The sequence below is a fragment of the Bradyrhizobium erythrophlei genome, assembly GCF_900129425.1.
GTDB lineage: Bacteria > Pseudomonadota > Alphaproteobacteria > Rhizobiales > Xanthobacteraceae > Bradyrhizobium > Bradyrhizobium erythrophlei_C.
This window is the reverse complement of record NZ_LT670817.1, coordinates 7000124-7015956: the sequence shown is the minus strand read 5'-3', so window position 1 is coordinate 7015956 and position 15833 is coordinate 7000124. Positions and strand designations below refer to the sequence as shown.

Annotated in this window: 11 protein-coding genes; 8 read left to right on the top strand and 3 right to left on the bottom strand. The window is 58.4% G+C overall.

What is annotated here, in order from left to right; translation table 11 throughout:
• Positions 1-255 precede the first annotated feature (255 nt).
• Complete coding sequence (locus B5527_RS33420) at positions 256-1032, top strand: hypothetical protein (protein ID WP_079605296.1); 777 nt, start codon at positions 256-258, stop codon at positions 1030-1032.
• 20 nt (positions 1033-1052) lie between these two features.
• A complete protein-coding gene (locus B5527_RS33415) occupies positions 1053-2129 on the top strand; it encodes a YncE family protein (RefSeq protein ID WP_079605295.1) in 1077 nt (358 codons plus the stop codon).
• 34 nt (positions 2130-2163) lie between these two features.
• Here B5527_RS33415 and B5527_RS33410 read toward each other — a convergent pair whose 3' ends face one another.
• The 3 genes from B5527_RS33410 to B5527_RS33400 form a co-directional block, all read right to left on the bottom strand.
• Complete coding sequence (locus B5527_RS33410; protein WP_079605294.1) at positions 2164-2877, bottom strand: response regulator; 714 nt, start codon at positions 2875-2877, stop codon at positions 2164-2166.
• On the bottom strand, positions 2874-4487 hold the full coding sequence (locus tag B5527_RS33405; RefSeq protein WP_154072657.1) for a DUF4118 domain-containing protein: 1614 nt from the start codon (positions 4485-4487) through the stop codon (positions 2874-2876). The genes B5527_RS33410 and B5527_RS33405 overlap by 4 nt, the downstream gene beginning before the upstream one ends.
• Positions 4488-4793: 306 nt before the next feature.
• Complete coding sequence (locus B5527_RS33400; protein WP_079605292.1) at positions 4794-5411, bottom strand: hypothetical protein; 618 nt, start codon at positions 5409-5411, stop codon at positions 4794-4796.
• Between the two features lie 445 nt (positions 5412-5856).
• Between B5527_RS33400 and B5527_RS33395 the strand changes: the two genes are divergently transcribed.
• The 6 genes from B5527_RS33395 (at position 5857) to B5527_RS33370 (ending at position 15337) form a co-directional block, all read left to right on the top strand.
• On the top strand, positions 5857-7485 hold the full coding sequence (locus B5527_RS33395) for an outer membrane beta-barrel protein (protein ID WP_079605291.1): 1629 nt from the start codon (positions 5857-5859) through the stop codon (positions 7483-7485).
• Positions 7486-7555: 70 nt separating this feature from the next.
• Positions 7556-8314: an outer membrane protein gene (locus tag B5527_RS33390; RefSeq protein ID WP_079605290.1), complete on the top strand. Its 759-nt coding sequence runs from the start codon at positions 7556-7558 to the stop codon at positions 8312-8314.
• A gap of 64 nt (positions 8315-8378) precedes the next feature.
• Complete coding sequence (locus B5527_RS44780) at positions 8379-8555, top strand: hypothetical protein (protein WP_154072656.1); 177 nt, start codon at positions 8379-8381, stop codon at positions 8553-8555.
• Positions 8556-9157: 602 nt separating this feature from the next.
• Positions 9158-10393: an efflux RND transporter periplasmic adaptor subunit gene (locus B5527_RS33380; RefSeq protein WP_425305041.1), complete on the top strand. Its 1236-nt coding sequence runs from the start codon at positions 9158-9160 to the stop codon at positions 10391-10393.
• A 42-nt stretch (positions 10394-10435) separates the two neighbouring features.
• Complete coding sequence (locus B5527_RS33375; protein ID WP_079605288.1) at positions 10436-13690, top strand: efflux RND transporter permease subunit; 3255 nt, start codon at positions 10436-10438, stop codon at positions 13688-13690.
• 141 nt (positions 13691-13831) lie between these two features.
• Positions 13832-15337 carry an efflux transporter outer membrane subunit gene (locus B5527_RS33370; protein ID WP_245332777.1) on the top strand — a complete coding sequence of 502 codons (1506 nt, stop codon included), beginning with the start codon at positions 13832-13834 and terminating at the stop codon, positions 15335-15337.
• The last annotated feature ends 496 nt before the right edge of the window (positions 15338-15833 follow it).

Sequence of the window (15833 nt, the reverse complement as noted above, 5' to 3'; positions counted from 1 at the left end):
TTCACCGATCGGGACCAGCGAAAAGTAGGAGCCTTAACCATAAGGCCAATTAAATCGTGCGGGTCGGGCGCACAAACGGTGGCCTGCCGTTCGCTGGCCGTCGTCGCTACCCTCAATTTTTTATCACGGTATCCGGCGGGCGATTTTTCTGCCACGGTTGCCTCACGCTAGCCATCGTCGTCTGCGTTCTTCCCGCAGCGAGTGGCAGGCGTCCCCGCGCCTTGCGTGCGTTTGTAAGGAACTGAAAGACAGTCGATGAATAGGTTTGCCAAAGAAGGCTTCAGCAAAGTTCCCGAAGTTACTCTCATTTTTTGGGTGATCAAGATTGCAGCGACGACCTTGGGTGAAACCGGCGGCGATGCCGCTTCCATGTCGCTAAACCTCGGCTACGCAATCAGCAGCATCATCTTTATTGGAATCTTTGTCGCCGCGGTCACTGCCCAGATATCGGCAAAATCATTCCACCCCTTCCTGTACTGGTTCGTGATCGTCGCGACCACGACAGCGGGTACCACGATGGCGGATTTCTCGGATCGCTCGCTCGGAATTGGCTATCCCGGCGGGGCATCGATCCTTTTAGTGCTTCTCGTCGCGTCTTTGTACGTTTGGTACCGGTCGGTCGGCTCCGTTGCCGTGGACTCGATCACGTCGCCCAAGGCCGAGATGTTCTACTGGGTGACGATACTTTTCTCACAGACCTTGGGCACCGCGCTTGGCGACTGGATGGCTGACACAAACGGGCTCGGCTACGAAGGCGGGGCTCGCGTATTTGGCGCCGGCCTCGTGGTGCTCGCCGGTCTGTATTTCTGGACGAATGTCTCGCGCACGTTTCTGTTTTGGGGCGCTTTCATCCTGACACGCCCCCTCGGTGCAACGGTCGGCGACCTGCTCGACAAGCCGGTCACCGATGGCGGACTGGCAGTGAGCCGATTTTATGCCTCGGCGATTCTCGCGGCCTTCATCGTTGCGTGCATCCTGATCCTGCCTCAAAAAGCCGGTAGCCATGCTGGCGAAAGCCGGCGTGCCTCATAAGCAGCCCAACAAGGAATCCCATGTTGAACGGTTTGATAAAGAAGATCTTGCAATTGGGCTACAATGTCCTCGGCGCCGCCGGCATGCTGTTCGCATTTTGCTCGAGTCCGCCTGTTTACGCCAATCCAGCATCACCAGCCTATCGCGTGACAAGAACTGTGGCACTCGGCGGCGGCGAACGCTGGGACTTCGTGGTCTTCGATCCCTCCGGCAAGCGTGTCTACGTCGCGCATGGTGACCATGTCACCGTTGTCAATGAAACAACGGGCGAAGTCGTCGGGCAGATCGGCCCTTTTCCCGGAGGTACGCACGGAATTGCAGTCTCAACCAAGACCAACCAAGGTTACACGGACGACGGCAAGGCCGGGACCGCGGCTGCATTTGATCTGAAATCGCTCAAGCCGCTGAAGCAGATCAAGGCCGCTCCCGACGCCGATGCAATTGTCTATGAACCGGTGACCGGGCACATCTATGTCATTAACGGAGACAGCGGCTCCCTAACCGTGATTGACCCCGAAACGAACACGACTGTTTCAACAATCGATGTCGGGGCCGGGTTAGAGCCGGGCGTCGCGGATGGCAAAGGTACGCTATTTGTCAACGGCGCGGCCAACAACGAAATCGTCAAGATCGACGCGAGAACAAACAAGGTCGAGGCCCATTGGCCGATGCCGGCTTGCAAGACGCCGCACGGTCTGGCGATGGATCCGGAAACTCGCCGTCTGTTCGCAACATGCGCCAACAACGTCATGGTTGTAGTCGATGCGGAATCCGGAGCCAATGTTGCGACTCTGCCGATCGGAAGCTCAACCGATGGGGCTGCCTTCGATCCAATCCGCAAGCTGATCTTCAGCTCCAACGGTGACGGCACGCTAAGTGTGGTTCAGGAGAAGGACGCTCAGACCTTCGTGCTTTCTGACGCGATCAAGACGTCACCAGGCGCACGGACGATGGCGATCGATCCGGAAACAGGCCGTCTCTTTTTAGTGGCTGCCGACGTCGAAAAAATTGATTTGCCAACCAAGGCAGGCGGCAGACCACACGTTACCTACGTACCCAATTCGCTAAAATTGCTTTATCTGGATCCCGTCAAATGACTTGGGTGCATTTCACCGCCCTGGAGCATTCTGTTTAGCCCACCGCGCTGTCCTCAAGGCGAGCCTGAAGGCGATAGCCCACACCCGACTCGGTTACGAGAAGGCGAGGGTGATTCGGATCGGTCTCGATTTTCTGTCGCAGTTTGCGAACGAGAATCCGCAGGTACTGGATATTGTCTCTCTGATTGCCGCTCCAGATTTCTTTCAACAACTGGTCGTGCGTGACGACGAGGCCGACATGCGTCGCCAGAATGTGGAGCAGGCGGTACTCTTTTCGAGTCAACCTGATCTGGTTCTTGTTGAGCGAAACGGCGCGCCCCACAAGATCAACGGAGAGAGGGCCGGCCGATACGACCGGATTCTCGGTTGCGGTCTTGAAGTATCGCCGCAGCGCGGCTTCGCTGCGCGCGAGCAGTTCGGCCATACCGAACGGTTTGACGACGTAGTCGTCGGCACCGGACTGGAGAAGCCGAACCTTTTCGTCCTCTCCCGAGACAACCGAGAGAATGATGACGGGTACGTTCGACCATGATCGCAGCCGATCGAGAACTTCCGTTCCGTGCAGATCGGGCAAAGCCAGATCAAGCACGATGAGGTCCGGCGCGTTGAATGTCGCGGCCTTCAGCCCGTCGGCCGCGCTTTCGGCCTCGATCACCGAGAAGCCGTGAAGTTCGAAGCCGGCGCGAAGAAACCGTCTTATTTTCGGCTCGTCGTCAATCAGCAGTACGACGTTGGAGGGCTTATTCATTGGCTAAAGCCCGTCAGCTCTCTGGGAGCGGGCAGGGCGATGGAAGCCTTCGTTCCCTGTCCCTGTCCCCGGCTTGAAATGTCGATCGTTCCGCCGTTGGCTCTGACAAATGTCGATGCGATCCAAAAGCCCAGACCGGATCCAGGGATTGTGGCCTGGTGGCGTTGACTGCGGAAAGACCTGCGGCCCAGCTGCTGCTGTTCGTCCGGCGTTATCCCGACGCCTTGATCGGAAATCGACAGGATGACGCGTCCATGTTCGGCCCGTGTGTCGATCGAGACTGTCGAGCCTGATGGAGAATATTTAGCGGCGTTTTCGAGAAGCTGTCCGCACGATTCCTCGATAAGACCGGAATCCACATTGATCAGCGGCAAATCGTCAGCGAATTCGATCTCGACCTTGTGTGCCGCCAGTCGCCGGACTCTGCCCCTGACGGCCGCGTTGACGATGTCTCTGGGATCTGCCCACTCGAGGCGCGGGATTACGCCGCCCGCGATGACCCGTGTTGCACTCAGGAGGTTCTTAATAAAGCCCTCAAGCTGCGCGACTTCGTCGGACATTCCCTCGACCAGCGAGCGGATACGATTGTCCTGCCGCACCAGAGGCATCGTTTCCAGAACGCTTGCCGAACCCTGGATGGCGGCCAAGGGCGAGCATAACTCATGCGAGAGTGTGCCGTGGAATGCGTCCCTCAAAAGCTGCGCCTGCAGGTGCAGCCGGGCGTCCTCCATCGCCTTCTCGATATCGAGACGCTGAAGCGTCAGAGATACTTCTTCAAGCATGGCCTCGAAGCGGCGCGTCTTGGCATCGACTTTGTGTGATCCGTGTCCGATGTTGACGGCAACGAGGCCGTGGACTGCTGTTTCGGAACACACAGTCCTAAGCAACCAAATGTTCTGTGTCGAATTATCAATGATGGCGTGTGAGGGAGTTCCGATCGTGGCGGACACTGACCCGACGCTTTCCTGCACGACGCTTGGTACTGAACCGGCTTCGGGTGGTTCAAACCGACCATCGGCCGTCGCCGCGAAGAAAACGGCTTGTTGTCCGAGCGTGCGGGAGAGGTAATTCTGAATTGCGGAGATCAGGTCCGATATGGTGAAACAGGCGGCCAGAAGCCGCGAGAATTCGTAGAGGTATGCAATTTCCTTCTCCCGCTGACGCAGCGTTTCTGTCTCGCGTCGCAAGCGCGAGGCAAGATTGCCGCTGACCAGCGCCACTGTCAGAAACAGCAGCAAATCGACGACCTCTTGCGGGTCGTCTATCCAGAAGCTGTAACGAGGAGTAGTAAAGAAGAAGTCTATCGCGCCCGTACTTGCGATCGACGCCAGGGTGGCCGGCCAGATTCCCCATTGGGTGGCGGCGATAATGACGGGTATCAGATACGAGATCGGAGCGAGGCTAAGCGCGCGAGGTTGATCAAGCAAAAGCAGGCCGGCGGTGACCAGGCCGACGCACAGCAGGGACGCCCCCAGCGGCAAGACACCCGTCTGCGGGAAGCGGTGCAATGCCAGTTTTGCCCGCACCCGCGCGGCAATTCTGGTGCTGGTTCCAGCCGGCCTCGCCCCCACTTTCGCGAGTCTTCGGGCCATGGGCGGATAAAGATTCAAGGAATTAGCTCTCGTAGAACACCGAATGATCGTCACCACGGGTCGTCGCCAGCCGCAGTAAGATCACGCCCCGCAACATTCGATCATGACGCCGAAAGGCCGGTTCGCAGGACCAGCAATTGCTGATCGCAATACCAGCGAAGAGTCGTCACCGTTCTTATGTCGATCGTTGCCCCGATGTCGCCAACCACCCAGCGTTGCAAGCATTCTCTATCTCGGCGTAGAAAGTCTATGTCGTTTGTGGCTTCAAGAAATATAAAAGTAATATATTCGAAGCGAATTAACCTGCGCCGTCGCCTGCGGAGTTTAGGCGATCGACGCGGTCTGCGGCAAACTTCCATCCCGCGACTGCCGAATTGCAGTGACGTAGTTGAGCGCCAGCTTTTCCCCGGAGAGTTCGGGCGTTGACGCTCGGTACAACTCCGCTTCGCTTGTCGGACGATTCAGAGGGAGCGCGAGAGCCGCGATGGCGGCGGCGCTGACATATTTTGGCGGATACAGATAGAATTCCATCAGAGGCATATGCGGGCTTTGCGCATATCGCTTGAGCAGCGCATGCGCGGTCAATCCCGCTTCCGGATAGATTGCGCTCCAGCCGGCAAAACTGCTGGCCAGGATTTCAAGCGACAATATTGTGGTCGCTATCCGCACAAATCCCTGGTTGGATTTCTTTGCACTTCTGGTCGTCGAAGCCTTCTTCAGGAGCTGCCGAAATTCACGATGGTTTTCGATGAACGGTCCGAGCCGGGCCTTCCACAATATGTCTGGGAGGCAGGTGTAACCGTGCAACTCATGATAACTTTCGATCAGGCCCTGACATTGCTCGGTCAGGCGCTTCGGCAAGAAACCGAGATCAGAGTTTTCAGTCTCGTCGGCGACTGCCGCGTGACCTGCGGCGTTCGCAACCACTGTCCCGACTTCCATCGTCACGCCTCGCGATGAGCGAACGATTTCGCTCAATGCGTCAGCATAACGATTCCCGGCATATATCTTCGATGGATAATCGCGGTCGTTTCCATAGCAAAAAAATAGCGCGCGGCAGCGCCGAGTTTTTCCAACGTAGAAAAAACTGCGCCTAATCGCGCGCGGTATAGCCAAAAAGACACATAGCGAGACAAATTATTGCGGTGCGTCGCGCATTTTTGCTGAAACGTCACGAATTTCGGTGGGAGTTTGAGCAGCGCGATAAGCGATTGATGCTTACGTGTGCAAGCAATCCCAAAAGCGCGACTTTGGATATTTTATTTTAACTAAGCGGCTCGGAAAACCGTATCGCTTTTTTTCGGCCCCAAAACGAAACATCGCTCCACGCTTATCGAGATCGCAAGTGCGTCGACAAGGCGCCTGTGACAACAGCTTGGGGCAAACTATGAAGAAGCTTTTTTTGGCGGGCGTGTCGTTGACAGCAATTTGTCTGATCAACGCGGCGAACGCCGCGGATACCATTCCCCCGATGAAGTCGGGATATGCCTGCGATCCCTACAAGAATTATGCTTGTCTCGACTCGTATCTGGGCAGCGACTTCTTTACCCGCTTCGTCAACTACTACAGGCTCGAGTGGGGACATGAGGCCGCGCCGGCAGATCCGAAAGCGCCTCCGAGCCGCCGCGACTACTGGCCGCCGACGCCGCAAACCACGCCCCCGATGCCGTTCACCGAGTGGCCCTATGGTGGCACGACCAGCCTCGGCGTGACACGGACCAGCTCAATCGACAGTCCGCTGATGACCGCGATCGGAAATACGGCCGTTGGACAGGCGCTGAACGATAGTCACATCCAGGTTTACGGCTGGATCGACGGCGGCGGTAACCTCAGCAACAATACGGTGCGTGGCGGCAACGCGCCGGCTGCGTATGACTACAATCCGAATACGGTGCAGCTCGACCAGGCGGTCCTCTATATCGAACGTCTGCCCGACACGGTTCAAAAAGATCATGTCGACTGGGGCTTCCGCGTCGCGCCGATCTACGGCGCGAACTATCGCTACACCACCGCTTACGGACTATTCAGCAGTCAATTGCTGAACCAGAACGCGAGCAACGGCTTCGATATACCGATGGCCTATGGCGAGGTGTTCATCCCGCAGGTGATGGAAGGGCTCATGGTCAGGTTCGGGCGTTACATCTCCATTCCCGACATCGAGGCCCAGCTCGCGCCCAACAATTACATGTACTCGCACTCGATGACCTATACGTTCGACAATTACACCAACACCGGCGTTGAAGCGACCTTGGCGGCGACCAAGAACTGGATGTTCCAGTTAGGCGTCACGGTCGGTACCGAAGCAATGCCCTGGCATGTCGGTCAGAAGATCACAAATCCAGATCCGAACCCGCTCTTTCCGTACACCACCATGTTGAAAGATCCGGGCGCGACGCCAAGCATCACCGCCGGCGTTCGGTGGACCAGCGACAGCGGCAACGATGACGTCAATGTCGTTGCGAACGGCATCAATGGCGGCCAGTGGGGCTACAACAACCTGCAATGGTATGGGTTGACGTATTATCACAAGTTTGATGACCGGTGGCACATCTCGTTCGAAGTTTATGATGAGCACCAGAATAACGTGATCAACGCGAACAATCCCGCGGCTGCGGCCGCGTTTGCCGCGGGAGGTACGCCGTTCTCGCCTCAAATCATGCCGTTCAACTCGCCATTCCTCGCGCAGTGCTCCAACTCGACTGTGTTCTCGTGCACAGCGGAGGCACGCGCCGCCCTGACATATGTGAACTACAAGGCGTCGGCGCTGGACAACATTTCGTATCGCCTGGAATATTTTGACGACGTGGAGGGGCAACGCACCGGCACCAAGACGGCCTACGTCGAGACCGGCATCGGCTGGCAGCACTGGTTCTCGCCGCAAATCGAGATCCGGCCCGAGGTTTCCTTCTACAAGTCGCTGAACGCGAATGCATTCAACGGCAATGCGAATCTCGGTATTGCGCCAAACAAGAGCACGGCCGTCATCGGCTCGGCGGACATCATCATTCACTTCTGACGCCTGGAAAGTCGCGGCGACCCAAGTGGTCGCCGGACACTGCATCATATAAATTCGACAGGGGATAACAATGAAGCGAATTCTTCTTACCTCCGTTTCGCTCGGAGTCCTGGGCCTGATGGGTCCCGCTTTCGCGGCGGATCTTGCGGTCTACACAAAGGCTCCGGCATCGACAGCGCCCGCGTATGATTGGTCCGGCTTCTATGTCGGCGTGTTCGGAGGCGGCGGGTGGGGCAACCACAATGTCAACAATGCGCTGGGTTCGGCTACGACCTTCGCCAATTACACGGCGAATTACAGTTCGCAGGGCGGCATGGCCGGCGGCGAGGCCGGCTTCAACTGGCAAAGCGGCAACTATGTGCTCGGTATTGAGGCCGATGGGTTCTGGTCCGGCATCAGCGGTAATGATGCGGCCGCGATCGCCGCGGGTAGCTTTCCGACCACCTCGGTCGATCAGGATAGTCTCCGCTGGGGCGGCACGCTGCGTGCGCGAGGCGGTATCGCCGTCGATCGCTTGCTGCTGTTCTTCACCGGCGGCTGGGCCTATGGCGACTTGCTTCATACCAACACCGCCCCGGTGTTGGGGGCCGATCAGTTCACGGTTCACGGCAATGGCCTGACCGCTGGCGGCGGTATCGCATACGCGGTGACCGACAACCTGATCGGCAAGGTGGAGTACCGCTACTACAACTTCAATGCATACAGCCGCCCGGGCCTGCCGATATTCACGGCGAACGGCCAACTGCCCTACACCGTCAACAGTACCTATTCGGTCGTAACGGTTGGCCTCGACTACAAATTCGGCGGGCCTGTTGTCGCGGGATATTGAAGCTTCGTCTGAGTCGATTTGCGGCACTTGGGGATCGGGTCTCACTCTGTGAGGGAGGGCAGTCATGATTGCTTCAGCATTGAAGCGAAGAATCGGAATCGTGTTCGCTGTCGCCGCGTTAAGCGCCGCCGTTGCGGGATGCGCCGCGGATATGGGAGCCGCCAAGTCCGACAAATCCGAGGCCGGCAATCAACTGCGCTACTACGGGGGTCCGAAATCCCCGATGTGGACAGGCCAGTAAGTGCGCACATGTTTTTCCTGGAGGCTGTTTTGATCGATATGAATGCGAGAAGTGCGCGGACCTGGTTGGTCGGGCTGATGGCCATGGTCATGGCCGTCGGGGTTTGCGGCGACGCAGCCGCAAAGGCTCACAGGGGACGCCTGCGCTTTCACCACTTCGCATGTCACTGCCGCCAAAGAGGGGCTGAAACGCACCTGCAGCTTGCCTCGCAGCAGCCGGCCCAGCCACTCGGACCTATGCGTTATTACGGAGGTCCGAAATCCCCGATGTGGCGGGAAGCAAGATAGCGCACCGCGTCCCTCGTCATCCTGATTTCGGCTTGAGTCCGAAAAGATCGGCAGAGTCAATAGACGGACGCGCGCTTGGGCGTATAGCATTTTCGTGACCCGAAGCGAAGCACGACAGTTTGCCTCGCGCGAGCGAGTCCTCATTTGAATCGTGGCAAGTGGATGGTTTGAACGCCCCAAAAAAGAGCGGGTGAAAGAGACCTGGAGGATGGTCTGTAAGGTGAGCGTAAGCGCGGTAGCCTAAGTTCGGTCGGTTAGAATTGACGTGGACGGTGTCGTTAGTCGAGTAGCTGTCTATCGCTGGGGGTAGTCGAGGTGAATGTTTTGGGAAACCTGTCGGGGCGCTCTCGAAACGCGGCTTTTGCGCTGGCTGCGATCGGCGCAGCCGCGCTGTTTTGGGGGCGGGATTTCGTTGGCCTCGCCGGTAATCAGGCCGCGTCGACAGAGCGGAGCTCTTCTGCAGCGACTGAGCAGTCCGGGCCCGGCAATGCAGAGCAAACGCCAGCTGTCGATTTGTCGGAAAAACAGGCCGGCGCGCTAAAAATCGCTCCGGTCGGATCACGTCAATTCGCGGTTCTCAAAACCGCCGTTGGTACGATCGACTTCAACGAAAACATGCTCGTTCAGGTATTTTCGCAGTATCCGGGCAAAATCCTGCAGGCATTCCACAACATTGGCGATGAGGTCAAGGCCGGCGATATCCTGTTTACGATTGACAGCCCCGATCTCCTGCAAGCCGAATCAGCCCTTCTCGCGAGCGCAGGCGTTCTTGAATTGCAAAAGCGAACCCTCGCACGGGCCACCCAGCTCTTGAAGTCTGGCGGCAGCGCGCAGAAAGACGTTGACCAGTCGACGTCAGATCAACAAACCGCGGAAGGTAACTTCAAGGCAGCGAAGAATGCGGTACGAATCTTCGGAAAGTCCGACGCGGAAATTGAACAGATTCTTAGCGCGCGCAAAGTGGAATCGACGCTGGCTGTTCCCAGTCCTATCTCCGGAAAGATCGTCACTCGCAATGCGGCTCCTGGATTCCTGACCCAGCCAGGCAATGCGCCGGCGCCGTTTTCGGTCGCGGACTTGTCGACAATGTGGATGATCGCGAATGTCATCGAGACGGATGCGCCGGCCTACAAACTGGGGCAGGACGTTGAAGTCAAAGTCCCGGCCTATCCTGACACCGTCTTCAAGGGGCATGTCACGGCGCTAGGGTCGATGATTGACCCGAACAGCCATCGGCAGCTGGTTCGTTCCGAAATCGACGATCCCCAGCATCTCCTGCGATCCGGGATGTTTGCAAGTTTTGTCATTCATGTCGGCGAGCCGGTCCGTTCGCTGGCCGTGCCCGCTGAAGGCGTGGTCAGGGAAGGCGACGGGACGATGACGGTGTGGGTCACCGGCGACGGCCGTCGTTTCGTGAAGCGAACCGTCAAGCTCGGCCTGCAGCAGGACGGCTGGGATCAGATCCTGGAGGGTATTCAGCCCGGAGAAACCGTTGTCACGGACGGGGCAGTGTTTTTGAGCAACAAGCTCTTGTTGGGTGATGCCGGCTGAACCGCCCGGATCTCGATCATCCAAAAACATCTGTGGGGTCACTTGATTAAGTCTTTGCTCGAGTTCGGTCTGACGCGTAGCGCGATCATTGTCCTTGGTCTTGTGGTGTTTTGCGCAGGAGGACTGGTCGCATTTTCGCGCCTCAATATTGAAGCGTATCCAAATCCCGCTCCCGTCATTCTGGAGATCACGGCGCAAGCCGCCGGTCTGTCCGCCGAGGAGATGGAGAAGTATTACACCATTCCCATGGAGGTGGGCCTCTATCCGACACCCGGCGTCGTCAATATTCGCTCGACGTCGTTTTATGGCTTGTCGTTTGTTCGGGTGACATTCGCTTACGGCGTCGACTATTACTTCGCGCTGTCGCAAGCGTCGATCATGTTGCAGCAAAACGTCAATCTGCCTGGCAATCAAGTTGCCCAGATTCAACAGTCGAGTCTGGTCGGCGAAATCTACCGTTATCAAATCGTTGGTCCGCCGCACTTTGGGCTGACCAATCTGCGGACGCTGCAGGACTATGTTGTCACACGCCGTCTCCTGACCGTTCCCGGAGTAGTACAGATCAATTCCTGGGGTGGAACAACGAAGCAGTTCAATGTCGATGCGGACCTTGAAAAGCTGGAAGCCTACAACATCACCGTCCCTCAGCTGATTTCCGCGCTTGGCAATGCCAATATCAATGTCGGGGGCCGAGAGATCACGATCGGACAGCAATCGGTCAATATTCGCGGTATCGGGCTGGTCGACAGTGGCGGCGCTGACGACGTCACCAAAGGCTACAAGGTCGAAGACATCGAGAACGTCGTCCTGACCCAATCGGGCGGCCTTCCAATCCAGATCAAGAATGTCGCCAAAGTCTCTGTCGGTTACGTTCCGCGGCTTGGAATTGCGGGCAGAGATCACGATGATGATGTTGCGGCGGCGATTGTCGTGATGGGGCGGACCCAGCACACTAACGATATCATTCCGCGCGTTCAGGCCGAAGTCGCAAAGCTCAATACCGATGGGAGCCTGCCGGCCGGAGTCAAAATTGTTCCTTACTACGATCGAAGTTCACTGGTTGGGGTGACCACCCATACGGTTCTGCATAATCTGATCTTCGGCTGCCTGCTGGTTTTCCTGATTCAGTGGATTTTCCTGGGCGATCTCAGGAGCGCGATCATCGTCGGCGCCAATATTCCGTTCGCGCTTTTCTTCGCCATCATCATCATGGTCCTGCGCGGAGAGGATGCGAATCTCCTGTCACTCGGCGCGGTCGATTTCGGCATCATTGTCGATTCGGCTGTCATCATGATGGAAAACATCTATCGAAATTTCCAGTCGACGCCCGAGCATCGGCAAACGCTGCTTCACCATCTTTCCGAAGGCTATTGGGGCCCGGATCCGACATCGGTGACGGGCCAGAAGACCACGAGCCGGCGATGGTCGGACCGGTTGCGGATCATCTTCGTCAGCGCGTTGCAGGTCGACAAGGCCGTGTTCTTTACCGCGGCGATCACGGTGACTGCCTTCGTGCCGCTGTTCACGATGCAAGGTGTGGAAGGACAGATTTTTGGGCCGATGGCGCGAACCTATGGTTACGCGCTGGCGGGCGCGTTGTTGGCGACCTTCACCGTGACGCCGGTTCTGGCGGCGCTGTTGCTCCCCAGGCACATCGAGGAGGTCGAAACGGTGATCGTGCGCGCCTTGCGTGCGAGTTACACACCGGTGCTGCGCTGGGCGCTCGGCAACCTGAAAGTCGCGGTGATCATCGGCGTTGCCTTCATGGTCTTGAGCGTGGGGGCGGCCTCCCAGCTCGGCAGTGAATTCCTGCCCGCGCTGGAGGAAGGAAATTTCTGGATCAGGGCTGCGATGCCTTCCACGATGTCGCTCGAAGCCGGCACCGCTGCGGCAGGAAAAATGCGCGAAATCCTGTTGCGGCACCCGGAGGTTATCACCGTCGTCTCGCAGCATGGCCGTCCCGACAATGGCAGCGATGCGTCACCGTTTTCCAATGTCGAGTTGTTTGCGCCGCTCAAGCCATTCGACGAATGGCCCGCTGATCTCACCAAGGAGAAGCTGACCGAAGAGCTGCAAAAGGAGTTTAGCGAGGAGCTGCCGGGCGTTGGCTTGAACTTCTCACAATATATCCAGGACAACATCGAAGAGGCGCTGTCGGGGGTGAAGGGCGCCAATTCGGTCAAGATCGTCGGACCGAACCTGGCAACACTGGAATCGCTGGCAAGCCAGGTCATGGCCGAGATGGCGAAGGTCCCGGGGGTCGCCGATCTCGGAATATTTCATCTGCTGGGTCAACCCAATCTCAACATCAGGATCGATCGCAACAAAGCCGCGCGCTACGGGCTTAATACCGGCGACGTCAACTCCGTTGTTCAGGCGGCGCTTGGCGGTACCACCGCGACAACCGTCCTGGAAGGCGATAGGCAATTTAGCCTGGCCGTCAGGCTCGACCCAAAATATCGCAGCAGCGTCGATGCCATCCGAACCGTCAAGGTGGCCTATCAAACACCGTCCGGCACCAACGCCTATGTGCCGCTTAGCGAGCTTGCCGATATCACGCTCGACACCGGCGCTTCGTTCATCTATCGCGAGCGCAGCCAGCGCTTCATTCCGATCAAGTTCAGTGTCCGCGGCCGCGATCTCGGCGGGACGGTCGCGGAGGCACAGGAGCGTGTCGCAAAAGCCATCAAGCTTCCGAACGGATACCGGATCCTATGGGCCGGCGAGTTTGATGACCTGCAGAATGCAAAGAAGCGCCTACTGATCGTGGTGCCGATCACACTGCTTCTGATTCTCGTCCTGCTCTATGGCCTGTTCAATTCGCTGCGAGACAGCCTGTTGGCGGTGGCCGGCATCCCGTTTGCGATCGGCGGCGGCCTGATCGCGCTATATCTCGCCGGTCTCGATTTCAGCGTCTCGGCGGCGATCGGCTTCATCTCGTTGTTTGGCGTCGCCGTGATGGATGGCATTCTCAACATTACCTATTATCGCGAGCTCAGGACCCAGGGTATGGAGATCCGCGAGGCGGTGTTCCGCGGCGCCGAACAACGGATGCGGCCGATGTTGATGACCGCGCTCTCCGCAGGCGTCGGCCTTCTTCCGGCGGCGATCTCGCACGGCATCGGCAGTCAGGTGCAGCGTCCGCTGGCAACCGTTGTGGTGGGAGGCATGTTCATCGGGCCGCTGCTGCTGCTGGTGGTAGCGCCTGCGCTTCGCAAGATATTTCTTTCGAAAGACAGCAACATTACGAACGAGAACGAAGACGCAGAGACCGCCGACGTCAGTGCACAGAGTTGATGGGAATGGGATGTCGGGAGCCTTAAGGGATTCGATCACATGTTGCGTCTAGGACGAATTGATCCTCGATCGCCGCTGGTCTCGCCGGGCCGGCCGACGCCGGACCGGCGACACCGCGCGGTCGTTTGCGCAACTGCGGCGTTGATATTAACCGCGGCAGTTTCAGGCTGTGCCGTGGGGCCGAATTTCAATCCGCCCGCCGTGCCTGACGTTAATGGCTACGTCCCGGGAAAGCTCGCCTCGCCAGCCCCGGAGCGCGACGGACCTCGCGTGGCCGGTCAGCATTTCGTCACCGGCGAGGATGTTTCGGCAAGATGGTGGGCCGCGTTCAAATCCCGGCCGCTCAACGAACTCGTCAGGCAATCGGTAGACCATAATCCAAATTTGCAGGCCGCCGAGGCGGCGATCAAGCTCGCCCGATACAATGCGCAGGCCCAGCGCGGATTGTTCTTTCCGCAGGTCACGGGCAATTCGACGTCCGCGGATTTTCTGATTGCTAATCCCGGCCAGGTGCCGCCGATTCCGACAACCGGACCGCAATCCCAATACACGCTCGTGACCAACCAGTTGGCGGTGTCGTTCGTGCCGGACATCTGGGGCGGCAACTCTCGGGCTGTCGAGAGTCTGGATGCCGTCACGGAGCAACAGCTGTTTCAACTCGAGGCGGCCTATCTCAGCCTCACCAGCAACGTCGTGACCGCGGCGATCCAGGAGGCGTCGCTGCGCGGCCAACTCGAGGCAACCAGGCGCATTATTGCGATCGAACGCAATTTGCTCGAGATTCTGAAACGGCAGTTCAATGCCGGTCAGGCGGCAAAGGCGGATATGCTCGCGCAGGAGGCCGCGCTGGCGCAGGCCGAAGAGTTGCTGCCGCCGCTTGAGAAGCAACTGGCTCAGCAGCGTAACCTGCTGACCGCGCTCGCCGGGCAATTGTCGGCCAATGAAATTGTGGAGAAGTTCGATCTCGCGCATCTCAGATTGCCGGCCAATCTGCCGGTAAGCCTGCCCGGCAAGTTGGTTGACCAGCGACCCGATGTGCGGGCCGCGGAAGCCAATATGCATGCGGCGAGCGCCCTGGTCGGCGTGGCGATCGCGGCCCGGCTTCCAAATATCGTGCTCACGGCCAATGGCGGCTCCGCCGCCTACAACTTCGCACAGAGCTTTGCGCCGGGAACCGGATTTTACTCACTCGCGGCAAGTACGACCGCACCGATTTTCGATGGCTTCACCCTGTACAACAAGCAGAAGGCGGCCGAGGCCGCGCTCGAACAGTCTGAGGCGCAATACCGCGCCATCGTCATCACTGCCTTCCAGAATGTCGCGGATGCGTTGCGTGCGCTGCAGACCGATGCGAGGGCGGTGCAGGCTTCGGTGCGTGCGGAAGTTACCGCCAAAGCCAGTCTTGATATCGTCCAGCAGCAGTTGAGTGCCGGCCAGGTCAATCAACTCGCCGTTCTGAATGCGCAGCAGACTTATCTGGCCGCGGCGGTGATCCGCGTGCAATCGGAAGCCAACCGGCTCTCTGATACCGCAGCCCTTTTCATGGCGCTCGGTGGCGCTTGGCCAACCAACTGCACCACGCCTGACTGGCGCCAATGCGCGATGGGCGAGCCGCCGAACGTCATCCGGGCCGCGGATGCAAAATAGGGCGACACGGTCGTTCCCGCGCGACGGCCTGGAGGATCGCGTCGGATCTCCGGCCTAGTTCGAACTCATGTAGGAGGTCGTGATCGCGGCGGTACAATAGCGATGTTCGGCTTGTGGGGCGTGGCGAGTCCCGTGTTGGCGAGGCCTTTCGGAGGGCAGCTTCCCGCGGCACAACGGACAACAACGGTCGGCGGCGCAACCGGGGCCGATCCGACCTTGTTCGCCGGTATCACCGGAGAACTCTGTTTCACGGGACCGCCGATAGACGCGGGGCCGCCAACAGGACTGTGTTTCGGTATCCCGCCGACAGCGTTCTGCGCGGAAGCGGAACTCAGGGTGGCAATTCCCACCAAGGACAGGATGGCGGCAATGATTATCGACGCGCGTTTCATCGCTACTTCATATCATGAAACGGACAGCGACTGAAGGTTAGCTCGCGCGCTTGTGTCAGACCAACCTGCTATTTGCGAGGTGCTATTGCAAAGGTCGACCTTGG